Source organism: Rahnella sp. NRRL B-41462 (assembly GCF_003263525.1).
GTDB lineage: Bacteria > Pseudomonadota > Gammaproteobacteria > Enterobacterales > Enterobacteriaceae > Rahnella > Rahnella aceris.
The window spans coordinates 1-22,087 of sequence record NZ_JYDF01000132.1 but is presented as its reverse complement, the minus strand read 5'-3'; the positions used below and the strand labels follow the sequence as shown (position 1 = coordinate 22,087).

Below are 22,087 nucleotides of genomic sequence, written 5' to 3'. Positions count from 1 at the left end.
CCGAAGGCACTGAGGCCCCGCAGGCAATGTCGCTGGAGCGAATCGCTGAGCTGAAAAAAGCCTATGTCGATACAGTCCGTCGCGCCGACCGTCTGGGCTTTGATCTGCTGGAACTGCACGGCGCTCACGGTTATCTGCTGCACCAGTTCCTGTCGCCACTTTCAAACCAGCGCACCGACCAGTACGGCGGCTCACTGGAAAACCGTATGCGCCTGCTGCTGGAGATCTTCGGGGAAATCCGTGCGGCATTCCCGGCAGAAAAACCGATTGGTGTGCGTATTTCCGCCACCGACTGGGTGGAGGGGGGCTGGGATCTGGAGCAATCCATTGAACTCGCCAAAGCGCTTGATGAACTGGGTTGCAGCTACATTCACGTCTCCAGCGGCGGCCTGAGTCCGCATCAGAAAATCACCGTCGGCCCGAACTATCAGGTGCCATTTGCTGATGGCATTAAGCGTTATGTGAAAATGCCGGTGATCGCTGTGGGTCTGATCACTGAACCGGAACAGGCGGAAGCCATTATCGGCACCGGACAGGCAGACATGATTGCTCTGGCACGCGGTATTTTGTATAACCCGCGCTGGCCCTGGCATGCAGCGGCAAAACTGGGGGAAAAAGTGGCCGCGCCGAAACAGTACTGGCGCAGCGAACCGCATAGCGTCAAAGGCCTTTTCCTGCCGGAATAATAACCAGATTTAAGATTAACGCGAAAGTCGCCAGAAAGGGGATTTTGCAAACGTGATCACGGGCGGCCCGACAGCCGCCCGTTTCATTGACAAAAAGACATTCTCTATTGATATTTGAATTGATGGTGAATGAATATGCCGGGACATTAATGAGAATTCGTTTTGTTTTTCATTCACTCAACCTATAAATAAATGAGGTATTAGTGCCGTGAATTTTCACCTCACATCAAAAAAATGCCACAATATGTCACTTTGCTGCAGAAGATAACGGACAACACATATTCCGGATGAATATGTGTGCGTGTTTCTGTGGCAGGCTGCTGCATTAGACAGAGCTTATAAACTTTCTACTTCGACTCACTGACGCAGAGATTCTATGACTCAGGTACCAACCTTTAATCGTTCGTTACTGCACCCTCGTTACTGGATCACCTGGATGGGTCTGGGACTGCTTTATGCACTGGTGTTACTGCCTTATCCGGTTATTTATCGCATCGGTACCGGGCTGGGTCGCTTCTCAATGCGCTTCCTGAAACGTCGCTATAAAATCGCCAGACGCAATATCGAATTGTGTTTCCCGGATATGCGTCCGGAACAGCGCGAAGATATGATTGTGAAAAATTTCGAATCCGTCGGCATGGGGTTGTTTGAAACCGGCATGGCGTGGTTCTGGCCAGACTGGCGCATCGAGCGCTGGTTTAAAGTCAGCGGTCTGGAACATATCCAGCATGCGCGTGATAACAAGCAAGGCGTTCTGCTGATCGGTGTACATTTCCTGACGCTGGAACTGGGTGCACGTATCTTTGGTATCCATAATCCTGGCGTGGGGGTTTACCGTCCTCACGATAACAAGCTGATGGATTGGATCCAGACCAAAGGCCGTATGCGCTCGAATAAAGGGATGCTGGATCGCAAAGATCTCAAAGGGATGATCCGCAGCCTCAAGCAAGGCGACATCATCTGGTACGCGCCTGATCATGACTACGGCCCGCGCGCCAGCGTATTTGTACCGTTCTTCGCGGTCGATAAAGCCGCCACCACCACCGGGACATATCTGCTGGCACGCATGGGCAAACCGGCAATTATTCCCTTCACTCCGCGCCGTCTGCCGAAAGGGGAAGGTTATGAGATGATTATTCACCCTCAGGTCGCTGACTTCCCGCTGGATGACGAAGTGGTTGCCGCCACGTATATGAATAAAGTGGTGGAAAACGAGATCTGTCAGGCGCCGGAGCAATATATGTGGCTGCACCGTCGCTTTAAAACACGCCCGCAAGGTGAGCCTTCGCTCTATAAAGCCCTTAGCGATTAATCACCCGGAACCGGTCCGGCAGCCGCAGGTCCGGTTTTTTTGATTTGCTTCATCAGTTTTTTTCACAGACTTCTTCAAACTTATCAGATTTGATCCTAGCCGGTTTAGGCCAATACTCTCTCCATAATTTCCGCATGTGATTACTCCGCTGATTTTGGAGCCGCGTGCCTCCCGCCTCTTAAAGGCATGTTACCTTTGCAAGGAACACATTATGTTGGCAAAACTGAACTCCGCTTTTACCCGTGCTGTTGATCATCAGAACTTTGGTAAGCTTTTGTTGCGTCTGACTTTTGGTATTTTAGTTTTATTCCACGGTGTAGCAAAAATGGAAAATGGCGTGGGCTGGATTGCACAGATGTTACAGGCTGATGGCCTGCCGGGCTTTATTGCTTACGGTGCGTACATCGGTGAAGTGATTGCGCCGGTTCTGATTATTCTGGGCATCTTGACCCGCCCTGCCGCTCTGGTGCTGGCATTCAACATTTTAGTGGCAGTTTTCCTGGTCGTGGGTGGCAAATTTTTCACCGTTACTGAAGTCGGTGCATGGGGGCTGGAAGGTGAAGCTCTGTACTTCTTTGGTGGTCTGGTCATCATGTTCCTGGGCAGCGGCCGCTACTCTGTCATGAAGAACGAAGCCCTGCGCTAAGATCCGGTTTTAGTATTGCGTTTTTAATTCTTTGTCTGTCGCGGTCAGCCTCCTTGCTGACCGTTTTTTTGGCTTTCATCTGCTCTCCCTCACTCCTCCAGACTTTTTGAACCTGTATTTCACTTCGCTTGTTACAGTTCGTTAACATCATTGAAGTGAATGATAATTAGGCGCATAATTATTAAGCCAATTGATTGTTACTTATGCTCTGCCTTGTTTCTTTGTGTCATTCCAGAGCGAATCTGACCTCTTTCTTCGGTATTTTATGACTTCGGCCTCTGAACCTGAAATCGCCCCAGATCCCATTAACTGGAAACGTAATCTGTTTGTCGCCTGGATCGGTTGCTTCCTGACCGGTGCCGCATTCAGTCTGATCATGCCCTTCCTGCCCCTTTACGTGGAAACCCTCGGCGTAACCGGTCATGAATCCCTGAATATGTGGTCGGGGCTGGTTTTCAGTATCACCTTCTTGTTTTCCGCCATCGCCTCCCCCTTCTGGGGCGGACTCGCGGATCGTAAAGGCCGCAAAATCATGCTGCTGCGATCCGCACTCGGCATGTCCATCGTCATGGTATTAATGGGCTTCGCGCAGAATATCTGGCAGTTCCTGATTCTTCGCGCGTTACTTGGCTTGCTGGGTGGATTTGTTCCCAATGCTAACGCGCTGATCGCCACACAAATCCCACGCAATAAAAGCGGCTGGGCGCTGGGTACGTTATCAACTGGCGGTGTCAGCGGTGCGCTGCTCGGGCCACTGGTCGGAGGGTTGCTGGCGGACAGCTATGGTTTGCGTCCGGTGTTCTTTATCACCGCGTCGGTGCTGTTTTTGTGTTTCATCATGACGCTTTATTTTATCCGTGAGCAGTTTGTCCCGGTGAGCAAAAAAGACATGCTGAACCGTAAGCAGGTCTTTGCCTCGCTGAAAAATCCTAAACTGGTGCTGTGTTTGTTTGTCACCACCATGATTATTCAGGTGGCGACGGGTTCAATTGCGCCGATCCTGACGCTTTACGTACGGGAGCTGGCCGGTAATACACAAAACCTGGCGTTTATCAGCGGCATGATTGCTTCGGTACCTGGCGTGGCCGCGCTGATGAGTGCACCGCGTTTAGGCAAACTCGGCGACCGGATTGGCCCCGAGCGGATCCTGGTGGCGATGATGGCGTTATCTGTGTTGTTGCTGATCCCGATGGCCCTGGTACAAACACCCCTGCAACTGGGTATTTTGCGTTTTCTGCTGGGTGCCTGCGATGGCGCATTGCTGCCGGCCGTTCAGACCCTGCTCATCTATAACTGCACTAATCAGGTAGCAGGACGGGTATTCAGCTACAACCAGTCGTTCCGTGATGTCGGTAATGTCACCGGTCCGTTACTGGGTGCGGCGGTCTCAGCCAGTTACGGCTTCCGGACGGTATTTTTTGTTACGGCGATGGTGGTGTTATTCAACGCGGGATATTCGTACTGGTGTCTGCAACGCCGGCCTCATCAGGCCATGATTGACTAAATTCCAGCCGACGAAGCAGCAACAGGCTTATTGAGATTTTTCTGCCAGCGGCGGCACTGGCATGTAATCCGGCACCTCGACGACGGCCAGACGCACTTCGTAATGCTTGCCTGCCGTTGTAGCCGGAAGTACCGACGTCAGTTTCTGAATAGTTTCAGTCGGGTTATCACTGGCTACGCTGGCACAGAACAGTTGCCCCGGATGGCAAAAGCCGACCATCATTGGCGGCGGTGGCAGCATGCCCTCACCGTGGAAGGGTGGCAACCCGTGCGGCTGTTCTATCGGTGATTGGGGATGTGTATTTTCAGCCGCGGTACTGGCCACGCTGAATAATACGCCAAGGCCACACAGAGGCATGAGCAAAACGCGGGAAAGAGTCTTCATAACATTCACCTTATCTTGAGAAGTCTGAATCACTTTATGCCTCAAACGCTGCCCGTGTAGCCGGTTTGCTAAACTTTTACCCTCTCCCCTCACAGCCTTTGCAAAGCTGAAATTCCGCTGACATTCGTGCCTATGCCGTCCAGTCCCGCAAAGCCAGCACCACCCTATAACCGTCAATATCCTCGAAGGTTTTACCGCATTCATCCCAGTAGGGATTAAACGAAGGCACGACGATAAAACCGGCCTGCAGCATCCGTTCGCACTGCGTCAGCCACTGCTGATTATCAGGAATATAGAACACCAGGAGATTATCTTCGGTGGGCGCTCGCCCCACGGAGGAACCGAGATGATGGGTAAACTCGAGATGATAATGATGATGCGGATGCCCGACCAGCACGCCATCAAACCCCTGGTGGTCACTAAAACTGCCGATGATGTCGAAACCCAGCCCCTGCGAATACATGCGGGCTACCTGCTCAAGATTGTCCGTCGGGCGCGCCACCCGTAATACTGATTGTCGTGAAACCATGTGCACTCCCGTTTTTTAAACCGCCGCAAAGTCGCCAGCGAGAAATTGAGAATAGCAGAAATAAATCCGACCGATTTAGTCTGAAAACTTGCATCCTGTCAGTTATAGACAACAATCATTTAATCAGGTTTTTCCCTGTCAGATGGCCGTTACTTGTTCATTAATAACGCTATTTGCTGCACAACCATTAACAGTTTCAACTCAGGAGACAACAATGAGCATGTATGCAACGCTGGAAGAAGCTATTGATGCCGCCCGCGAAGAATTCCTTGAAGCCGCGCAGGATAGGATCCATGACGACGAAGAGCCAGTTCCGGACCAGTTTAATCTGCAGAAATACATTATGCAGGATGGCGATGTGATGTGGCAGGCGGAATTCCTCAGCGGTGAAGGAGATTCCATCGATGCGCTGACGTTCCGCAGCGGTGCGGCGGCGCAGGCTATCTTTGATGAGGACTATGATCAGATAGAACTCGAAGAAGAATGGCAGGAAGAAGCCACGTTGTATGAATGGGATGAAGGTGAATACCAGCATGAACCGCCGCTGGATACTGAAGAAGGTAAAGCGGCAGCTGAAGAATGGGACGATGAAGACGAGTATCCGGGTCGTGATATTGATTAAGTGATTTTATTCGTAAGGCCCGTGGCGGGCGTCAACCGGCAGCATGAAAGTGTCGACAATCATCGACAGCGGAACATCGATGACGGTGACATAACGCCACGGACTGTCCCGCAAATCCCACTGCACACCGGGATAATACTGGTTGCCATGCCCCTGTCCCGGCACAGTCCGGCTGATAATACTGCCGCATCCGGTCAGTACCGTCGCCACTAACGCCAGCACGCATCCGCGAAAAATAACCCGATTAATCACTCACCCAACCTGTCGATTCAATTCAAAAGAGGCACATTCAGAAGCGCTGAATAGCGCTGTCAGCTTATCATGCACAGCGCCTGCCTTATGTTAAGGCGAGGTAAAATTCCTGCATGACCTGCTAAAGAGTAACCCGTCTTTCATCACAAAGAAAACGGGCAGTATGTTTTCACATACTGCCCGTTTTTTTATTCACTCCATGTCATTTTCAGGCGGGTTTAACTTCCAGCGTCTGAGTGACAGGGAATGCCTGCGCATTGCGAGGTAATTGCTGGTAGTAAGCACTCCAGGTCTGCTGATCAGGTTGCGTCCACACCGCAGAGTGTAAACGCGCCATCAGCACCGGATCGCTCAGCAGAATCAGACGATCCGCCTTGCCCAGATCCTTAGGACCGGTTTTCAGCGCATGCTCCAGGTGGGCACGACGGCCGTTTTCTACCGTTTCACGCAACAGGTGACGGGATGTTGCCATCGCCGTTGCCAGTGCGTTGAAGCCCGGATCGAAGACCGCATGCATAAAGCCATTTTGCAGCTTACGCGAACGGTTCAGCGCCAGATATTCCTCGGTAGCCACCAGTTCACGCGGAGGATCATATTCTTCCGGGATCAGGAACAGCTTGGCCTTCTTACTCTTAATCCCCAGCGTTGCACGGCTCGACAGCACAGAGACGATTGGCGACAGGATCAGGGAGAAGACGATTGGCGCAAGCCACCACAGGAAACGCAAGTCCAGCCACGCCATACCGGCAGCCCAGACCGCACCCAGCAACAACTGAGAACCATGGCGTTTAAAGGCTTCGCCCCACGGAGTATCGTCGTCATCACGCTGCGGTGAGTTCCAGACCACTTCCCAACCCAGGAACGCGCTGACCACGAAGACGGTGTGGAACAACATACGTACCGGCGCCAGTAATACTGAGAACAGCATTTCGAGGAACATGGAAATCAGCAGTCGGAATGCACCACCAAACTGTTTCGCCCCCTTCGCCCAAATCAGCACGATACTCAGCAGTTTTGGCAGGAACAGCAACACCATGGTGGTCGAGAACAAGGCTATCGCCAGTTCAGGACGCCACTGCGGCCACACAGGGAACAGCTGACGGGGTTGCAGGAAATACTGCGGTTCCATCAGCGTGTGCACGACCTGTAATGCTGTAGATAAAGCCAGGAACGTAAACCATAACGGCGCGGACAGATAAGACATCACGCCGGTCAGGAACACCGCACGGTGAACCGGATGCATCCCTTTCACCAGGAACAGGCGGAAGTTCATCAGGTTACCGTGGCACCAGCGACGGTCGCGTTTCAGCTCGTCGAGCAGGTTCGGTGGCAACTCTTCATAACTGCCCGGCAGATCATAAGCAATCCACACGCCCCAGCCCGCACGACGCATCAATGCCGCTTCCACAAAGTCATGAGACATGATGGAACCGGCGAAGGAGCCTTCACCGGGCAATGGCGCAAGCGCACAATGCTCGATGAACGGTTTCACACGGATAATGGCGTTATGGCCCCAGTAGTGGGATTCGCCCAACTGCCAGAAATGCAGACCGGCGGTAAACAACGGACCGTAAACACGGGTCGCAAACTGCTGGCAACGAGCATACAGCGTATCCATGCCTGACGCTTTTGGCGCAGACTGGATAATACCGGCGTTCGGGTTGGCATCCATCAGACGGGCCAGGCCGGTCAGACATTCGCCACTCATGACGCTGTCAGCATCGAGAATAACCATATAGGCATATTCCCCGCCCCAGCGACGGCACCAGTCATCAATGTTACCGCTTTTACGTTTCACACGACGACGACGACGGCGATAGAAAATACGTCCGTGACCTTCAACGTCGCGGCACACTTCCATCCAGGCTTTTTGTTCCGCTACGCAGATATCCGGATCGTAACTGTCGCTCAGCACGTAGATATCAAACTGATCCAAATCACCTGTCGCTTTAACAGATTCATACGTTGCACGCAGACCCGCGAAAACGCGCTCCACGTCTTCGTTACAAATCGGCATGATCAACGCGGTACGGTTGTTCGGATTCAGCGGCTCATTACCTTTCGTCGAGGCGGTAATGCTGTATTTGTCCCGACCGATGAGCAATTGTAAAAAGCCCATCAATGCCGTCCAGAAACCGGCCGACACCCAACAGAACAGAATGGCGAACAGCACCAGGATCCCGGTCTGTAAGACGTAAGGCAGCAGTTGCAGAACCGACTGTTGCCAGTCCTGATTGAGCATATCGCTTGGGTCGATGAGCGCCCAGCCCTGATACGGCAGAATGGTTTTCATGTACCAGGTCGCGATCGCCGTCTGCACCAGCATCAGAACCAGCAGGATATAGCGACGCACGGAACCGGCGTGACGCCAGCGCTTTTCTGACTCGGGCATATCTGATGTGGTGTGACGCGAAACCGCGCTGCGCCCCATCATATTGTCCCAGAAACGCCCGACCGGGTTGGTGCGCCAGACATCAGGGAACATGCTGGAACGTTTAACCGGTGGCATGGCGCTGGCAATCGTACGCCCTTCGTTATCGACTTCGTCTAACGAGCCCTTTTCAAGGGCATCAGGCCAGCTTGCGCCGACGCGGGCTTTCACTGACACCAATGGCGCATCAGGATCGGCCGCATCAGCTGTGGTCGAGGCATCACCGCCTAAACGGTGATGTACGGTAGCAAAAGCCTGCCCCGGCTCAGCGGGAAGCTGCTGAGAGAGCGCCGCTTTCTGTTCATCAGTAAGCGGCAAAGCTTCTACATAATCTTGAGTAGAGTGCATTGACTTATTCATTTGCAGGCAGCTGATAGCTCCAGGTTTCACTCAGAGTTTTGTCGCCATTGGCCAGAGAAGCGCGCATTTCGATCGCCTTCTTAGGATCCTTCACTTTCAGGCGCAGCGTCAGACGCCAGCCCTTCGTTACAGGATTATAGCGTACGGAGTTTTCAACCAGATCACCGTTGTCGCCCACGCTGACCTGAGACACGACTGGCGTGTCGCTCTTCAGCGCTTTCAGGTTTGGACCGACGAAGTCGACGAGGAAAGCAACGCTGCCATCTGGCTCACGGATCAGATTCGACTGTTTCACATCTCCGGTAGAGCGCATGGTGCGTTCAACCCACGCCAGATCAGGAGAATGCAATTTCTCTTCTTCACGGGTGAAATGTAAACGATAGTTCAGGCTGAGCGGTTTGCCTGCATCGGGTAACTGATCAGGGGTCCAGAAGGCGACGATATTATCGTTGGTTTCATCCGCCGTCGGGATTTCCACCAGTTCAACTTTCCCTTTACCCCAGTCACCTTTGGTCTCAACCCAACCGCTTGGACGCAGGTCATAACGATCGTCCAGGTCTTCGAAGTTAGAGAAACTGCGACCACGTTGCAGCAGCCCGAAGCCTTTCGGGTTCTCCATCGAGAACTGGCTGACGGCAAGGTGTTTCGGATTGTTCAGCGGACGCCAGATCCATTCACCGTTACCGGCGTGAATAGACAGTCCGTTGGAATCATGCAGCGCCGGACGGTAGTTCAGCACCGGCGAAGGCTGGTTTGCGCCAAACAGGAACATGCTGGTTAACGGAGCCACACCCAGTTTGCCGACTTTATCGCGCAGATAAACCTGAGACTGCACATCGACAGTGGCTTCTTTACCCGGATAAACGTCCAGACGATAAGCACCGGTCGCACGCGGAGAATCCAGCAAGGCGTAAATGACTAAATGCTTTTCATCCGGATTAGGACGTTCGATCCAGAACTCACGAAAACGTGGGAACTCTTCGCCGGAAGCCAGCGCGGTGTCGATCGCCAGACCACGGGCAGACAAGCCATAAACCTGGCCTTTACCGATGACACGGAAGTAGCTGGCACCCAGCACACTCATAATCTCATCATCTTTGTCGGCTTTATTGATGGGATAAAGCACTTTGAAGCCGGCAAAACCGAGGTTTTTCACTGAGTCAGCGTCATGCTTGACGTTGCCAAAGTTGAAGTAGTCCGGGCTGTATTTGATTTCTTTGACTGAATCAGCCGTTACTTCGTTGATTTTCACCGGAGTGTCGAAGTACATACCCTGATGGTAAAACTCAAGCTTGAAAGGCGTATTCAGGTTTTTCCAGTACGCTTTGTCATGATTGAATTGAATTTGTTGGTAGTCTGCGAATTTGAGATCGCGGAACTGAGACGGAAGATTGCTTTTCGGCGCTTCGTAACCTTTATCGGCTAACGCCTTCGCTTGTTTGGCAACATCATCTATAGAAAAAGCCCAGGCAGATGAGGTGAACATGGTCATCAACACTGCGGCACTTAGCAAACGGACTTTGATCATACGTGACCCTATGGAAAAATTTTTATCCGACACCTTGTCTCCTTTACGCGCGCTTCATTCATTTACTGTAACTATTTTAAGGGAAGTGTCAGGTTTCCGACAACTTGAGCAGTCGATGGTTCATCCATTGATGAACCGTTTAAGCGCAACAGGGTACAAGGATATCAATTCGATGAAACTCCGGCTATGGAAACTTGTCCTATAACAAAGCATGTTTTAAGGTTAGAAACTAAACTAATGTCAACGATGGTCATTTTTGCTTACGTGCAAAATTAGCCTTAAAGACAAATTACGCTCTAAAATTAGGATGAGCTACTTACAACGGATACGTAATGACACAGCCAAAACCACAACGTGAGTTTTTCTTAGACTCCATCCGCGCATATTTGATGCTGCTGGGTATTCCTTTCCATATATCATTGATTTACTCCAGTCATATCTGGGCGGTAAACAGTGCAATACCCTCTGACGGCCTGACAATATTTAATGATGTTATTCACGCCTTCCGTATGCAGGTGTTCTTTGTTATCTCGGGCTATTTTTCTTATATGCTGTATGAGCGCTATGACCCGCAGCAGTGGCTGAAGGTGCGTCTGGAGCGGGTTGCCATCCCGCTGGCGGCGGCCTTCCCGCTGATCACGATTCCGCAGCTCTATTTCCTGATGAAATTCACCAGCAAGTTTTCTGACTGGAATAATATGGATTTTTATCAGAGAATTAATGTGACTGTATGGGAACTGGTCTCGCATTTATGGTTCCTGTTAACCCTGGTTATTCTCACCAGCATTTGCTTTTACCTCTTCAAATTTATTAAAGAAATTAAGAATAGTCGTATTCAAATAATAAAAAGCCGTACAAATAGCTTAGGAAAAATCTCAATTATATTTCTTTTTATCGGTTTAATTTACGCGGCATTTAACAGAAGCCTGTATCTTTTTGCACCAAATTTACTTTCCAACGGCGCGTTTAATTTCATCGTCATGCAAACGTTGTTTTATCTGCCGTTTTTCATCCTGGGTGCACTTGCTTATAAATTCTCCTGGCTGAAAGAACTGTTTCTGAAACCCTCCGCGACTGCCGGGGTAGTCAGCATTTTCCTGTTCGCCGCTTACATGTTCAATCAACATGTCAATACGCCACAGCTGTACTCAATGGAAATCGATGCCATCATCACTACCCTGCTCGGGTTCCTGATGGTCAATGTGGTGTTTTCATTCAGCCATTATTTACTGAATTTTCAGGCGCCATGGATCACCTATCTGGTGAACTCATCCTTGTTTATCTATCTGATCCACCATCCTTTAACGCTGATTTACGGTGCGTTCATTACACCGAAAATTCACAGCGACTGGCTGGGATTCTGGCTGGGGCTGGTGTTTGTATTCGGTATCGCCTTTTTGCTGTATGAAGTGCATAAGCGCATCCCGATCCTGCGGTTCCTGTTCTCTGGCAAACCCCAGCATCCGGCTAAAAAGAATTCAACCGACGCGAATCCGCCGCAAAATCAGGCTTCCTGATACGCGGACATTGACCCCATACAAAGTCAGCGACATGAAAAAGGCGACCTCCGGAGTCGCCTTTTTGTTTCAAAATTTGTTATTCAGCGCGATGTGATATCAATTGTCGGGATCACAGACATCCCGACTTTCAGACGCTTCGCATCGGGCTGATTACTGTCGAGCACAATTTTAACCGCCAGACGCTGTACAACTTTAGTGTAATTGCCGGTCGCATTGTCCGGCGAAATAGGCGAAAACGTCACGCCGGTGGCAGGCGAAATGCTGTCCACCTTCCCTTTGAGGGTCACACCCGGCAACGCATCCACCTTAATCTCAACCGGCTGATGCGGCTGCACATCACCCAGTTGTGTCTCAAGGTAGTTCGCCACAATGTAAGCGTTTTTCAGCGGCACCACGGCCAGAACGCGTGCTCCTGCAGCCACATATCCGCCGATACGCAACGAGCGCTGCCCGACCACGCCATCCACCGGCGCCGTAATTTCGGTATAAGAAAGATTCAGCTTCGCCTGTGCCAGCGCCGTTGCGGCTGAATCGATTGCAGCTTTCGCTTCTGCCTGTTCCGCTTTCAGCACATCAACCTGCTTTTCAGCGCCAAGTGCTGCGGCCATATCACTCTGCTGCGCAGCCAGTTTTGAACGTAAATTGGCATCAGACTCATCACGTGCATCGGCCGTGCCGGAGCCATTTTGCAGCAGGCGTTTATAACGGTCAGCACTCTGACGCGCATAAGCAATACTGGCCGCATCAGCATTAACCAGTGCCCGGGCCTGCAAGATAGTCTGTTGTTGTTTCGCCAGTTGCGCGGTCAGGCTGAGCATCTGCGCATTAGCGGTTTCCAGATTTGCTTCTGCCGTCAGTACCGCATTGCGGTAATCACGATCGTCGGTTCGGGCAAGTACATCGCCGGCTTTCACCATCTGGTTATCCTGCACGTAAACATCCGCAATCGTGCCGGAAATCCGCGGCGCGACCAGCGTGGAATCTGCAGAAACAAAGGCATCGTCAGTAACGGGTAGAGTGCTCTTGCCGAGTATCCACAAGGCGATGACAACCAGAAATATCACTACCACAGCGGCACACAGCCAGCTCAGGCGGACAGGTGAGGTTTTTATCATGATGTTGTTCTCTCGTACTTTTCAGAGTGGAATACCACGGTTAATAGTGATGCGATACTCAGGGACGTTTAACCAGAGACTGAGGCGGATATGTGCGTTTAGGCAAAATGGCGACCAGCAATATCAGGGAGAGTGCCAGCCCGATGATCACCATGTAAGCGTCCGATATTCCCAGCACCAGCGCCTGCTGTCTCACCCCTTGAGAAAACCGGGTGAGTATTTCTGTCGAAATCGCTGCGCCGCCGCTGTTCAGCGGGGCCAGAAAGCTGCTGTCGCCACCATATGGCTGTGAGAGCAGATAGCTCACGCTACCGGCGTGATTGAGCAAAACATTGGAATGGAATTGTTCGCGGTGGCTGACAAAAACAGCCAGCAAAGAACCGCCCATCACGCTGCCCAAACCGCGGGTGGTGTTAAACATCGCGGAGGCAAAAGGCCCTTCCAGTGGCTGTACAACACTGGTTGCACTCATCAGGATCGGCAGGACCGCCATCGGTTGTCCGAAAGCCTGCATAATCTGGATCAGATAGAAATTATCGCGCGCCCAGGCACCGGTAAGATGTGTTCCCCAGTAACAGGAAAAGCCCACCAACCCTAACTCCGCAGACAAGCACCCAGCGGCTGTCTATCCAGCGCATGGTCAGCACAAAAGCGATCAACGGGGCGAGTAATAGCTGCGGTAAACCGATAGTCAGCGCCAGCGGTCCGACCTGTATGGCACGAAATCCGCCAACCTGCTCCATATAACTGGCGGGTAACGCGGAGCCCGATAAGAAGAGAAACATCAGAGCGAACAACGTGATTAAGCCGTGCGTCAGATTATGTCTTCTCAGCATTTGTAATTTGAACAATGGCAACGGGTGATACCATTCGTTGACCAGGAAAACCGTCAGCAAGCCAAGCGCCGTGAAAAACATCAGCGTAATCAGCGGCGAACTGAACCAGTCGAGACGCTCCCCCTGCTGCAAGGCCAGCACCAGCAGCGTTACTCCGCCCGTGCCAGTCAGCATGCCGACGACATCCATTTGCCGGAAACGCTCAAAACGCGGCGGATCCTGCGGCAGCCCGTGGGCAATCATCGCTACCGCCAGCAGACACGGTGGGATCACCTGCCAGAACACCCACTCCCAGCCGACATAATCGGTCCAGATGGCCGCCAGTGAAGTCGCCATATTGGGCCCGAAAGTCGCCGTCAGCGCATAAGCACTCAGCCCGTATAACTTGTATTGCGGCGGCATAAAACGCAGGGCGGACGTCATCAGTAACGGCGGCAAAGCACCACCGAACACGCCCTGAACTGCGCGCAGTGCAATGAATACCGGCAGATTTGGGGTGTACGGCAAAACAGCGGCAATAAGAACAAAACCCAGCGTGACGAACACGGTGAAACGACGCAGTGAAAAGGTCATGGCAAACCACGGTGCCAGCATCATTGCGGAGACTTCCGCCGCCTGATAGGCACCAATCAGCCATGAGCCCTCATCTGTGCTGATGCTGAGTGCACCTCGAACATCGGCAAGCGCAATGTCAGTAACACGGTCGTTAAGGCCAGAACACAATGAGGCGATTAAAACCCCCAGTAACCCGATAACCAGCCTTAACGTAAAAGGGGGCGGCACGGGCAGTGCAGCAACAGGCGCCATTGCGATTGTCTGATTCATCGTTAACTCCACCGCTTTATCATGGCGGCGATAGGAAGAAGGCAGGTTTTGTGTCGCAGAAGTGCAAAATAAGCGACCTGCATCACAAATATTTCGATGCATTGCACCACATTGTGATACATGCAGAAATACTATAATACGGTGCACTGTATTGCAATGTGATTAAAAATTGTTTTTCACCCGTTGAGCCATTACATTGACCACTCAGGTTTATGGACAGGATCACGCACGGAGATAAAGGAGAAATCATGGCTCAGGACAATCCGGCAGACGAAGAACGCAGCGGTGGGATTCAGGTGATCTCACGGGCGGCCACCATACTCAATTCGCTGGGAAAACATCCGCAGGGGATGAGTCTCGGTGCCATTGCCAATGAAGTGGATTTACCACGTTCGACTGTGCAGCGCATCGTCGCCGCACTGGCCGAAGAAGGGCTGGTTCGCTCAGAAGGTAGCGGAGGCGTACGGCTTGGCCCGACGCTTCTGAAACTCGTTTCAACGGTCCATACCGATGTCATCGCCATCGCCTCCCCATTTCTGCGTCAGCTTTGCGACAACACACAGGAAACGGTGTCGCTCGGGCGGGCAAGTGGTCGGCAGATCGCCAATATTCACAGCATTGTGGCCGAGCGGGAACTGCGCGTGGTGCCGCGCGTCGGCCTGAATCTGCCCATTTACAGCACATCGAGCGGCCGTGCCCTGCTGTCGCTAAAAACCGATGAAGAGATCCGCATTATTGTCGGGGATGTGCTGGAGCCCGCCACGGAAAATACCGTGCGTACCCTTGACTCACTGCTGGAAAAAATCGCCAGTGTGCGGGAAAGCGGAATTGCGATGGAAGAGGGAGAAACGGTAAACGGCGTTACCACGCTGGCTATCGCAATAGATACAATTTTAGGCCGTTACTCGGTATCGGTACTTTTCCCTACCGCCCGGCGGGCAGCCAAAGAGTCGCAAATCCGTGAAGCGTTGCTGGAATGCAAACATGCCCTGATTGGCGAAATTGGTAAATTGGATGAAACCCAGGTATCCGGTGGAAAATAAAGAAAGGAATTGCCGTGTTTGATGTCATTTTGTTAGCCGTAGACGGCTCAAAGCAATCCCTTCTCGTGATTGATCTCGCCCGCCAGCTGGCAAAGGGAAGAGCTTCAACGGTTTTCGTCACCTGCTGCATTGACGAGTCTTACGCACTGGAAAATAACGGCGACGTTCCCGGTGAAATTGTCAGCTACCCGCCGGCAGAAGAAGAGCAAAACACCGCACGCGCCGTGGTCGGGCATGCGCTGGAAATTTTGTCGCAAGCAGGGATCAATGCGAAAGGCAATCTGATCGTCGGTCCGGCCGGAGAAGCGCTGGTGGCTGAAGCTGAAAGAATCAATGCCTCGGTGATTGTCATCGGCCACCGTCAGCTTTCAGCGTTTGGACGGATGATGAAAGGCTCGGTCAGTGCGGAAGTGATCGCGGCCGCCCCCTGCCCGGTTATGGTTGAAGTTCGCGGTAATTAATATTACTGATGCCAGACGACAAAAAGCGCCCTCAGGCGCTTTTTCAGACGGGTAAAGAACAGTAATAACGAAGCGGATTATTTAATGTTTATCAGCCCCATGGATTTTGCCCAATCTGAGATGTGATCCCGATAAAAGAAAGTGATGTCCAGTTCCAGTGAACATTCCTTTGATGGCGTCACACTGCCTAAACACGGATATTCCAGCGGACGATATTCAAAAAGGAAATCATCCATTTCCTCATCAGTCATCAACTTATCGCCTTCTATTTTATCCTGATAGAAATAGGCATCCAGCATCCAGGCGCGGTATTCAAAATCATTTTTAATCAATTGCATAGGAATAATCTCGCTAAATGACATGTTACATATCTGACAGGGCTTTCCCCTGTATGACGGCCTGTTTCATCAGATATGTGTCGTATTCGAGCCATCCATTGCCGATTTCATAACAAGAAATTAACATATTAATGACCGTTAGCAAGCTGCAATTACTCTTAAAAAAGTTTTTTCCAAACTCACCTGCGCTCAATAGAATGAAAAAACATCTTTATATAATTCAAATAAATGAATCACATTATTTGCATTCATAAAGTAATTAATTAGGAGAGAATTATTAATAGCGGGGGAGAGAATGTGGAAGGAACAGAACTGACATTGGGGATGCTTTTGCATCGCACTGCCAACCCTGTTCCCAAAATCTTTAACGTCTGCCCTTCAACTCATCAAACTTTCGTTACCAGCGGCCCGGAGGCGGACCTTCGCGCCAGTGTCCCGGAGGGCCATCACGCCAGTGCCCAGGAGGGCCATCGCGCCAGTAGCCGGGTGGCGGGCCTTCATGCCAGTGCTCATGATGCCAGTAGCGTGGCGGCGGCGGGGCCGGTTCGTAATAAACCCAGTGCCCGCGGCCTTCATCACGATAATGCTGGTCCCACCAACCCGGTGGACGCCAGTCACCACCATCCCAATAGTATCCGCGGTCGTCACGGTCTCCGATATGCAGTGACAACCCTGGCATATTAACGCCAAGCTCGACGTTCGCCTGTGCGACAGCTGGCAAAGTTAGCAAAACGGCGAGAACTAAAATTAGTTTTTTCATTGTGAACCTCACGACCTGCTTATCAGGTGGTGTCAAAGTACCCCCAGCTATCTTCCTGTTCTATAGGAATTTATCCCAAAAAAAAACCCTTAACGTAACCCTTACATTTGCGTCAATCCACCACCTCGTCCAACCAGGCGCAACGCTATGGCTGCAAAGGAAATTCAGTTCAACATTGCAAAGCCGTTATAAATGACAGATACAAAAAAACCGCCGAAGCGGTTTTCTTTTTGCTGCTTAGTTGTGCAAAATCAGATTTTGCAGCCTTCGCAGTCACTTTCGTCCTGAACGGCTTCAGGCACTTCTGCTGCTTTTTCAGCTGCTTTCACTTCGGCAGTTTCCAGTGCAGCATCAATGTCAAAATCAAAAATATCGTCGCTCATTATCATCACCTTAAATGTTCAAAATCGCGTTCAGTATAAACGACAGCCCCTGCCAGGCGCCGGTTTTTTTGTGCCCTGCTGCCGCCGCATTTGCATAAAGCGCATCGGGAAACCATAGTTATAGTGAATGCAACGGTGTAACAGAGACACCTTTATGAATATGAAATAAACACGAGGAGAACCGGATGACGACGTCAAACATCAAAGCGTGGGCAAATACCCGTGAAACCTCTCACGAAATCGCCGAGGCCATTTTCGAACTGGCGAATAACGACGAGACGCTGGCACAGAAAATCTGGGAAGAAGGTAACGACGAAGTATTGCCTATCGCGTTCGCCAAGACCAAAGAAGACCATTTGTTCTGGGGCGAAGAGAAAATTGATCGGCAAAATGTCTGATTGCCACAGCGTGAACGGCTGACGCTCAGCCCTGAGTCAGACTTAGGGCTGAATCTGCATTAAACCGGCCTGGCAGTTAGCTGTCGAAGCCAAATCCCATTTTATGCGCCCACTCAAAGATTTGCTCTTTGTAGAAAAAACGCGGCTCACACACCCCCGGTTCGCCTGGTGTCTGGATCATCACAGCGACGCACGGATAAGCCACCGGACGGGCGTCAAAGATAAAGTCATCCACTTCCTGATCGGCAAACTCAGAGGTTTCGCCTACCGCACTCGCCTGGAATATTTCATCCATTATCCACTGACGGTATTCAAATTCGTTGCTGATAAATTTCATCATTTACCTCTGCCTGGCTTTTACTCTGCTTGCGGTCATTGCCGGGTTAAATCAATGGTGTAAGGCGTCGCCGCCACAGCAAGGGCACACTTCGGCGCGCGTTACCGACATTTGCGCACTGCCGTCGCAGTCCCATTCTACTCTCAACGGTTTGCCGTTATCGTGTACGACTTTGATGAAACGATCAAAATGTGCAGCCTGCCCGGTCATCGTTTCGGTGACTAACAGTTCATCGCCAGCATAAATACGTGCAGTAGCTTGCGTGTCCTGCTTTTCGCCCGAAATGATTTTGTGCAGATGGTGAATGGTAAGTTTGATTCGTTCCACTATAGCTCCTGTCACGGCTCAACATCATTTTCTCGTTTAAACACATTCACGAAAATGATGCCCAGCCGCTATTTTATCAGAGCATGCAGGGTAACGTCATGGCCTGATGCCATGTTTAGAGGGGTTAAGAGTGAGCTAACTGTGCTGTTCCGGTGCTATCTGGCAAATGGCGTTCCAGCCGGGCCAGATCGTAAACATCATAGAAATCCACAAAACCTTTATGTCGGACAATGGATTCAATGCGGTTTTTGATGTGCTCGCTGACATCAGGGGCGCTGAGTATTTGCTTCACGGCATCAGCAGAAAGCTCGCGGCTGAAATACCATTCGCCGTTATAACAAACGCGTAAATCAAGCACCCCGATATCTTCGTAGCGATAAACTGGCTTAATTTCCAGCAGCAGCATCGCGGACATAAAGATCAGGAAAGCCGTAAATCCGATAAACCAGCCGAGTCCCATATAAGGTGAAACGTACATGACGATGCCCACGGCGATATACCCGACCAGCATAGCCAGACATAACCAGGGATGGTTTATAAAGAACTCAGCATTGATCCGCGCTTTACCATCGCGCCCTTCCTGACGATTGATGCGATCAATTTCACTGTTTAATACGTTTTTGATTACGTCCATCTCATACCTCATTGCGTCACGACTATAATGCAATCTGATTACATAATTTTATCACGACAACTGTTATAGCGCGTAGAGCAGTTCACCGCCGTTAATCGGTAAACTGTTATAGTTTGGTATTTGCACCTTACTCAACATGGAACCCGTTCAATGCATGTCAGATAAAAGGAGATCATCGTGGCATTATTAATTGTAGAGAGACCGGCCAAAAAGCTGGTGAGCTACCGGGTGGTTGGCCCCTATCAGGAGTCAATCCACAGTGGTTTTCAGCAACTGATGAAATGGGCTGTACGGCATCATCAGCCGCAAAACGAATGGCTGACGTGGTTTCATGATAATCCTGACACCACACCGGCAGAAGCTTTACGTGCTGATCCGTCGGTGTGTGTAGCCGATAATTTTATTCTCGATGATGCAGAAGGACTGGCGTTGCAAACGCTGCCGGGAGGCACGTATGCGGCGTATCACACCACGATCACAGACGGCAATTTTGAAAAGGCCTGGCGGGAATTCTACAGCCAGCTGCTGGCCAGTACGAGCTATCGCCCGGACGGAAAAGCGTGCTTTGAGCACTATCTCAGCGACGGCTCCAAAAATGGCATCTGGGAAGTGGTTTTTTATCAGTCGGTCGAAAAAATCCCGGCAATCCGCTGAAGTGTTAAACCAGCAGCGGAATGTCGGAGAGCTCGCAGAAATCGACATAAGCCTGTGGTGGTTCAGCGTCGCTGACCACCACATTAAAACGCGCAAGCGGCGCGATGGCTGCGGGCCTGACCTGATCAAATTTGCTGCTGTCAGCGACGAGAATGCTCTGCGCTGAGCGTTCTATGGCCTGATGTTTCATCAGTAATTCATCAAAATTAAAGCAGGTCACACCGTGTTCAATACTGACGCCCGCAGCGGAAATAAAGGCTTTCGCCGGGCGGATAAAGTCGAGTTCACTGCTGCGCCCGATAGGCGTAAAAATACTGTTACTGGATTTAAACGCACCGCCGCACAAGATGACTTCACAGTGAGGTTTATCCTGCAGCGCCAGAAACGTATTGAGCGAGTAACAAATGGCCGTAAATACCCGGTTATCGGCAATGCTTTCAATCACATAAGGCATTGTCGTGCCACAGTCAAAAAATACCGTATCGTTATCCTGAATAAGACTGGCTGCGCGGGCAGCGAGACGTTGTTTCTCTGCAACATGGCGGGTTTTCTGTTCACTGATAAAGTAGTGCGTCGCCGGATTATTCTTCGGATCAATCACAATATAACCGCCGAGTAAAATTACCGGTGCGGGTGCTGCGCTGAGATCACGGCGGACAGTCATTTCCGAAACATTGAGCAGTAAAGACGCTTCTTTAAGGTGAATTTTGTCGGTCTTTTTTAATGCCAGCAACAGACGCTGAATCCTGTCTTCACGCTTATTTTCCATGATGTTATCCCGTGCCTTCCCGGTTCGCAGCCGCTCACTATACCGTTGCCCGTCAGTCACCGCAAACCCCGGTAACGCCTGACATTACTGCAGCTGAATAAGCGTCAGATAACCGCCAAATACAGCGCCCGTATCAATATAAAACTGATTGGCAAACTGCATTGCATGTTCAACCGGCGTGTGACCGAAATAAAATTCATCAGCGCCAGCTATCGGTTGAAAGCGACCCGCCAGCGCAGAATTCACACGATCACGATCCCAGATAACCTCATCACCATCCAGTAGCTTATTGAACACATATTCATTGGAAAGGTAATCAGCATGAGCCACTACGATACGCCTGCCCTCACGGTTCGTCAGTTCGAGAATATGTGGTAGCGTGTCAGCCTGTAAAATCAGCGCTTTCGCCTCTTCTTGTTTGTCATGTTCAAGAGCATAAAACCAGTCGCCGCCATTACGTAACCAGCGCGGGATATTCTCTTCGTTTATGGCATCAATCGCCATCTGCTCGTGATTTCCGCGAACACAAGCAAACCAGGATTCATTGAGCAGTTGCAAACAACCGACACTGTCAGGCCCGCGATCGGCAAGATCCCCCACAGATAACAGCAGATCGCGGTGGGGATCGAAAGACACTTTCGCCAGCCTTTCCCTAAGTAAACTCAGGCAACCATGCAAATCGCCAACAATATAAATGTGTCTGTATATTGAACAATCAATACGCTGGTACAGAGCAGGAGTCATACTTCGCAAAAATCCATAATCAGGATGAATACCTTAAGTGTAATGCAAGATGATAATGAGGAAAGCGGAGAAAATCGGGAGAAGACTTTACTCTCTCATCAGCGGCTTATGCGCTCTCTACACTGAGTTGACGCTGAAATCCACTGATAATTAAATTATCGTTAAGTAACTGACGCCTTTTTGTGCTAGACTACTGCCCGCTCTAAGTAAAACCGGAGGTTTTATGAGTTCCACAGTTTTAAGCGCTCAAGACGAGTGTCCGTTATGTCAAAGCAGGAATAAGACGTCGGTTAATATGTCGGCGAAAATTGTTACTGTGACCTGCACTTCGTGTGGCCGCTACAGTATCTTCCGCAAAACCATGGAAGAGATTTCAATCGACAGGAAGAAACGCGTTGCCCTGCAGGCGTTTTTCACCAGCCAGCCTAACTACCATTTGCCGCTATCAATCAGGGCATTGAGCAACACTGATTCATCGGGTGAATTCTGACCCTAAAAACGCCCCTCGGGGCTGTTTTAATTCCTGATTTTCTTCATCCCTTTTACTCAACAACCGACATTGTGTTCAGAGCACCTCATTCTGGCTGAGGTCGCGTGCGCAAGGATGTTATTGAAGAAACACTTAAGGCCCCTGTTGCAGGTGGCCTTTTTTATTGCATCTGGATTACGCGAATTTCAGGCATAAAAAA

At 50.8% G+C, this 22,087-nt stretch carries 25 protein-coding genes and 1 pseudogene; 11 read left to right on the top strand and 15 right to left on the bottom strand.

Annotated features, from left to right (window positions below; all coding sequences use genetic code 11):
- The 4 genes from UC14_RS24010 to mdtG form a co-directional block, all read left to right on the top strand.
- A partial coding sequence (locus UC14_RS24010) for a tRNA-dihydrouridine synthase (protein WP_198670109.1) occupies nucleotides 1-686 on the top strand: 686 nt, incomplete at its 5' end.
- Nucleotides 687-1,062: 376 nt separating this feature from the next.
- Nucleotides 1,063-1,998, top strand: a complete 936-nt coding sequence (locus UC14_RS24005; protein WP_013576269.1) for a Kdo(2)-lipid IV(A) acyltransferase — start codon at nucleotides 1,063-1,065, stop codon at nucleotides 1,996-1,998.
- A 211-nt stretch (nucleotides 1,999-2,209) separates the two neighbouring features.
- Entirely contained in the window at nucleotides 2,210-2,644 is a 435-nt protein-coding gene (locus UC14_RS24000; RefSeq protein ID WP_013576270.1) for a DoxX family protein, read from the top strand.
- Between the two features lie 265 nt (nucleotides 2,645-2,909).
- Nucleotides 2,910-4,148 carry a multidrug efflux MFS transporter MdtG gene (mdtG, locus tag UC14_RS23995; protein WP_013576271.1) on the top strand — a complete coding sequence of 413 codons (1,239 nt, stop codon included), beginning with the start codon at nucleotides 2,910-2,912 and terminating at the stop codon, nucleotides 4,146-4,148.
- A 27-nt stretch (nucleotides 4,149-4,175) separates the two neighbouring features.
- Here mdtG and UC14_RS23990 read toward each other — a convergent pair whose 3' ends face one another.
- Nucleotides 4,176-4,532 (bottom strand): hypothetical protein, encoded by a 357-nt coding sequence (locus tag UC14_RS23990; protein WP_013576272.1) that lies wholly within the window; start codon nucleotides 4,530-4,532, stop codon nucleotides 4,176-4,178.
- Nucleotides 4,533-4,662: 130 nt separating this feature from the next.
- Nucleotides 4,663-5,061, bottom strand: coding sequence for a VOC family protein (locus UC14_RS23985; protein ID WP_112151615.1), 399 nt, complete (start codon nucleotides 5,059-5,061; stop codon nucleotides 4,663-4,665).
- Between the two features lie 214 nt (nucleotides 5,062-5,275).
- On the opposite strand from UC14_RS23985, the gene UC14_RS23980 reads away from it, so the two are divergent.
- Nucleotides 5,276-5,683 (top strand): MysB family protein, encoded by a 408-nt coding sequence (locus tag UC14_RS23980; protein ID WP_013576274.1) that lies wholly within the window; start codon nucleotides 5,276-5,278, stop codon nucleotides 5,681-5,683.
- A gap of 6 nt (nucleotides 5,684-5,689) precedes the next feature.
- Here UC14_RS23980 and UC14_RS23975 read toward each other — a convergent pair whose 3' ends face one another.
- The 3 genes from UC14_RS23975 to UC14_RS23965 form a co-directional block, all read right to left on the bottom strand.
- Nucleotides 5,690-5,935, bottom strand: coding sequence for a YceK/YidQ family lipoprotein (locus UC14_RS23975; protein WP_013576275.1), 246 nt, complete (start codon nucleotides 5,933-5,935; stop codon nucleotides 5,690-5,692).
- A gap of 208 nt (nucleotides 5,936-6,143) precedes the next feature.
- Nucleotides 6,144-8,726 (bottom strand): glucans biosynthesis glucosyltransferase MdoH, encoded by a 2,583-nt coding sequence (gene mdoH / locus UC14_RS23970; RefSeq protein ID WP_013576276.1) that lies wholly within the window; start codon nucleotides 8,724-8,726, stop codon nucleotides 6,144-6,146.
- Nucleotides 8,719-10,254, bottom strand: coding sequence for a glucan biosynthesis protein G (locus UC14_RS23965; protein ID WP_013576277.1), 1,536 nt, complete (start codon nucleotides 10,252-10,254; stop codon nucleotides 8,719-8,721). Before UC14_RS23965 ends, mdoH begins: the two co-directional genes overlap by 8 nt.
- 332 nt (nucleotides 10,255-10,586) lie before the next feature.
- On the opposite strand from UC14_RS23965, the gene mdoC reads away from it, so the two are divergent.
- Nucleotides 10,587-11,771, top strand: coding sequence for a glucans biosynthesis protein MdoC (gene mdoC, locus UC14_RS23960; protein ID WP_013576278.1), 1,185 nt, complete (start codon nucleotides 10,587-10,589; stop codon nucleotides 11,769-11,771).
- An 83-nt stretch (nucleotides 11,772-11,854) separates the two neighbouring features.
- Here mdoC and UC14_RS23955 read toward each other — a convergent pair whose 3' ends face one another.
- Both UC14_RS23955 and UC14_RS23950 read right to left on the bottom strand, forming a co-directional pair.
- Nucleotides 11,855-12,889, bottom strand: coding sequence for an HlyD family secretion protein (locus tag UC14_RS23955; RefSeq protein WP_112198568.1), 1,035 nt, complete (start codon nucleotides 12,887-12,889; stop codon nucleotides 11,855-11,857).
- A gap of 58 nt (nucleotides 12,890-12,947) precedes the next feature.
- A pseudogene (locus tag UC14_RS23950) lies at nucleotides 12,948-14,550 on the bottom strand (MFS transporter).
- A gap of 248 nt (nucleotides 14,551-14,798) precedes the next feature.
- On the opposite strand from UC14_RS23950, the gene UC14_RS23945 reads away from it, so the two are divergent.
- On the top strand, nucleotides 14,799-15,593 hold the full coding sequence (locus UC14_RS23945) for an IclR family transcriptional regulator (RefSeq protein ID WP_013576281.1): 795 nt from the start codon (nucleotides 14,799-14,801) through the stop codon (nucleotides 15,591-15,593).
- A 14-nt stretch (nucleotides 15,594-15,607) separates the two neighbouring features.
- Nucleotides 15,608-16,054, top strand: coding sequence for a universal stress protein (locus UC14_RS23940; protein ID WP_013576282.1), 447 nt, complete (start codon nucleotides 15,608-15,610; stop codon nucleotides 16,052-16,054).
- 77 nt (nucleotides 16,055-16,131) lie between these two features.
- Here UC14_RS23940 and UC14_RS23935 read toward each other — a convergent pair whose 3' ends face one another.
- From UC14_RS23935 to UC14_RS27305, 3 genes are all read right to left on the bottom strand, one after another.
- Entirely contained in the window at nucleotides 16,132-16,392 is a 261-nt protein-coding gene (locus tag UC14_RS23935) for a hypothetical protein (RefSeq protein ID WP_013576283.1), read from the bottom strand.
- Nucleotides 16,393-16,789: 397 nt separating this feature from the next.
- Nucleotides 16,790-17,152, bottom strand: coding sequence for a DUF2502 domain-containing protein (locus UC14_RS23930; protein WP_013576284.1), 363 nt, complete (start codon nucleotides 17,150-17,152; stop codon nucleotides 16,790-16,792).
- Nucleotides 17,153-17,403: 251 nt separating this feature from the next.
- Nucleotides 17,404-17,535, bottom strand: coding sequence for a hypothetical protein (locus UC14_RS27305; protein WP_013576285.1), 132 nt, complete (start codon nucleotides 17,533-17,535; stop codon nucleotides 17,404-17,406).
- Between the two features lie 185 nt (nucleotides 17,536-17,720).
- Here UC14_RS27305 and UC14_RS23925 point away from each other — a divergent pair, with 185 nt between their 5' ends.
- Entirely contained in the window at nucleotides 17,721-17,933 is a 213-nt protein-coding gene (locus tag UC14_RS23925) for a YccJ family protein (RefSeq protein WP_013576286.1), read from the top strand.
- A gap of 76 nt (nucleotides 17,934-18,009) precedes the next feature.
- On the opposite strand, the gene UC14_RS23920 is transcribed toward UC14_RS23925, so the two are convergent.
- The 3 genes from UC14_RS23920 to UC14_RS23910 all read right to left on the bottom strand — a co-directional run bounded on the left by UC14_RS23920 (nucleotide 18,010) and on the right by UC14_RS23910 (nucleotide 19,231).
- On the bottom strand, nucleotides 18,010-18,273 hold the full coding sequence (locus UC14_RS23920) for a hypothetical protein (protein WP_015690199.1): 264 nt from the start codon (nucleotides 18,271-18,273) through the stop codon (nucleotides 18,010-18,012).
- A 48-nt stretch (nucleotides 18,274-18,321) separates the two neighbouring features.
- Nucleotides 18,322-18,597, bottom strand: coding sequence for a hypothetical protein (locus tag UC14_RS23915; protein WP_013576288.1), 276 nt, complete (start codon nucleotides 18,595-18,597; stop codon nucleotides 18,322-18,324).
- A gap of 124 nt (nucleotides 18,598-18,721) precedes the next feature.
- On the bottom strand, nucleotides 18,722-19,231 hold the full coding sequence (locus UC14_RS23910) for a YlaC family protein (RefSeq protein ID WP_013576289.1): 510 nt from the start codon (nucleotides 19,229-19,231) through the stop codon (nucleotides 18,722-18,724).
- Between the two features lie 177 nt (nucleotides 19,232-19,408).
- On the opposite strand from UC14_RS23910, the gene UC14_RS23905 reads away from it, so the two are divergent.
- A complete protein-coding gene (locus tag UC14_RS23905; protein WP_112198567.1) occupies nucleotides 19,409-19,885 on the top strand; it encodes a GyrI-like domain-containing protein in 477 nt (158 codons plus the stop codon).
- A 4-nt stretch (nucleotides 19,886-19,889) separates the two neighbouring features.
- Here the strand turns inward: UC14_RS23905 and deoR are convergent, their stop codons facing one another.
- Both deoR and UC14_RS23895 read right to left on the bottom strand, forming a co-directional pair.
- Nucleotides 19,890-20,654, bottom strand: coding sequence for a DNA-binding transcriptional repressor DeoR (gene deoR, locus UC14_RS23900; protein ID WP_112198566.1), 765 nt, complete (start codon nucleotides 20,652-20,654; stop codon nucleotides 19,890-19,892).
- Nucleotides 20,655-20,738: 84 nt separating this feature from the next.
- Nucleotides 20,739-21,398, bottom strand: coding sequence for a metallophosphoesterase (locus UC14_RS23895; protein WP_112198565.1), 660 nt, complete (start codon nucleotides 21,396-21,398; stop codon nucleotides 20,739-20,741).
- A 223-nt stretch (nucleotides 21,399-21,621) separates the two neighbouring features.
- Here UC14_RS23895 and UC14_RS23890 point away from each other — a divergent pair, with 223 nt between their 5' ends.
- On the top strand, nucleotides 21,622-21,888 hold the full coding sequence (locus tag UC14_RS23890) for a hypothetical protein (protein WP_013576293.1): 267 nt from the start codon (nucleotides 21,622-21,624) through the stop codon (nucleotides 21,886-21,888).
- Nucleotides 21,889-22,087: the final 199 nt, after the last annotated feature.

What these genes read in the sequence shown, in the direction of transcription:
- UC14_RS24005 (WP_013576269.1), top strand. Translation starts at nt 1,063, where the DNA reads ATGACTCAGGTACCAACCTTTAATCGTTCGTTACTGCACCCTCGTTAC.
- UC14_RS24000 (WP_013576270.1), top strand. Translation starts at nt 2,210, where the DNA reads ATGTTGGCAAAACTGAACTCCGCTTTTACCCGTGCTGTTGATCATCAG.
- mdtG (WP_013576271.1), top strand. Translation starts at nt 2,910, where the DNA reads ATGACTTCGGCCTCTGAACCTGAAATCGCCCCAGATCCCATTAACTGG.
- UC14_RS23990 (WP_013576272.1), bottom strand. Translation starts at nt 4,532, where the DNA reads ATGAAGACTCTTTCCCGCGTTTTGCTCATGCCTCTGTGTGGCCTTGGC.
- UC14_RS23985 (WP_112151615.1), bottom strand. Translation starts at nt 5,061, where the DNA reads ATGGTTTCACGACAATCAGTATTACGGGTGGCGCGCCCGACGGACAAT.
- UC14_RS23980 (WP_013576274.1), top strand. Translation starts at nt 5,276, where the DNA reads ATGAGCATGTATGCAACGCTGGAAGAAGCTATTGATGCCGCCCGCGAA.
- mdoH (WP_013576276.1), bottom strand. Translation starts at nt 8,726, where the DNA reads ATGAATAAGTCAATGCACTCTACTCAAGATTATGTAGAAGCTTTGCCG.
- UC14_RS23965 (WP_013576277.1), bottom strand. Translation starts at nt 10,254, where the DNA reads ATGATCAAAGTCCGTTTGCTAAGTGCCGCAGTGTTGATGACCATGTTC.
- mdoC (WP_013576278.1), top strand. Translation starts at nt 10,587, where the DNA reads ATGACACAGCCAAAACCACAACGTGAGTTTTTCTTAGACTCCATCCGC.
- UC14_RS23955 (WP_112198568.1), bottom strand. Translation starts at nt 12,889, where the DNA reads ATGATAAAAACCTCACCTGTCCGCCTGAGCTGGCTGTGTGCCGCTGTG.
- UC14_RS23945 (WP_013576281.1), top strand. Translation starts at nt 14,799, where the DNA reads ATGGCTCAGGACAATCCGGCAGACGAAGAACGCAGCGGTGGGATTCAG.
- UC14_RS23935 (WP_013576283.1), bottom strand. Translation starts at nt 16,392, where the DNA reads ATGCAATTGATTAAAAATGATTTTGAATACCGCGCCTGGATGCTGGAT.
- UC14_RS23930 (WP_013576284.1), bottom strand. Translation starts at nt 17,152, where the DNA reads ATGAAAAAACTAATTTTAGTTCTCGCCGTTTTGCTAACTTTGCCAGCT.
- UC14_RS27305 (WP_013576285.1), bottom strand. Translation starts at nt 17,535, where the DNA reads ATGAGCGACGATATTTTTGATTTTGACATTGATGCTGCACTGGAAACT.
- UC14_RS23925 (WP_013576286.1), top strand. Translation starts at nt 17,721, where the DNA reads ATGACGACGTCAAACATCAAAGCGTGGGCAAATACCCGTGAAACCTCT.
- UC14_RS23920 (WP_015690199.1), bottom strand. Translation starts at nt 18,273, where the DNA reads ATGATGAAATTTATCAGCAACGAATTTGAATACCGTCAGTGGATAATG.
- UC14_RS23910 (WP_013576289.1), bottom strand. Translation starts at nt 19,231, where the DNA reads ATGGACGTAATCAAAAACGTATTAAACAGTGAAATTGATCGCATCAAT.
- deoR (WP_112198566.1), bottom strand. Translation starts at nt 20,654, where the DNA reads ATGGAAAATAAGCGTGAAGACAGGATTCAGCGTCTGTTGCTGGCATTA.
- UC14_RS23895 (WP_112198565.1), bottom strand. Translation starts at nt 21,398, where the DNA reads ATGACTCCTGCTCTGTACCAGCGTATTGATTGTTCAATATACAGACAC.
- UC14_RS23890 (WP_013576293.1), top strand. Translation starts at nt 21,622, where the DNA reads ATGAGTTCCACAGTTTTAAGCGCTCAAGACGAGTGTCCGTTATGTCAA.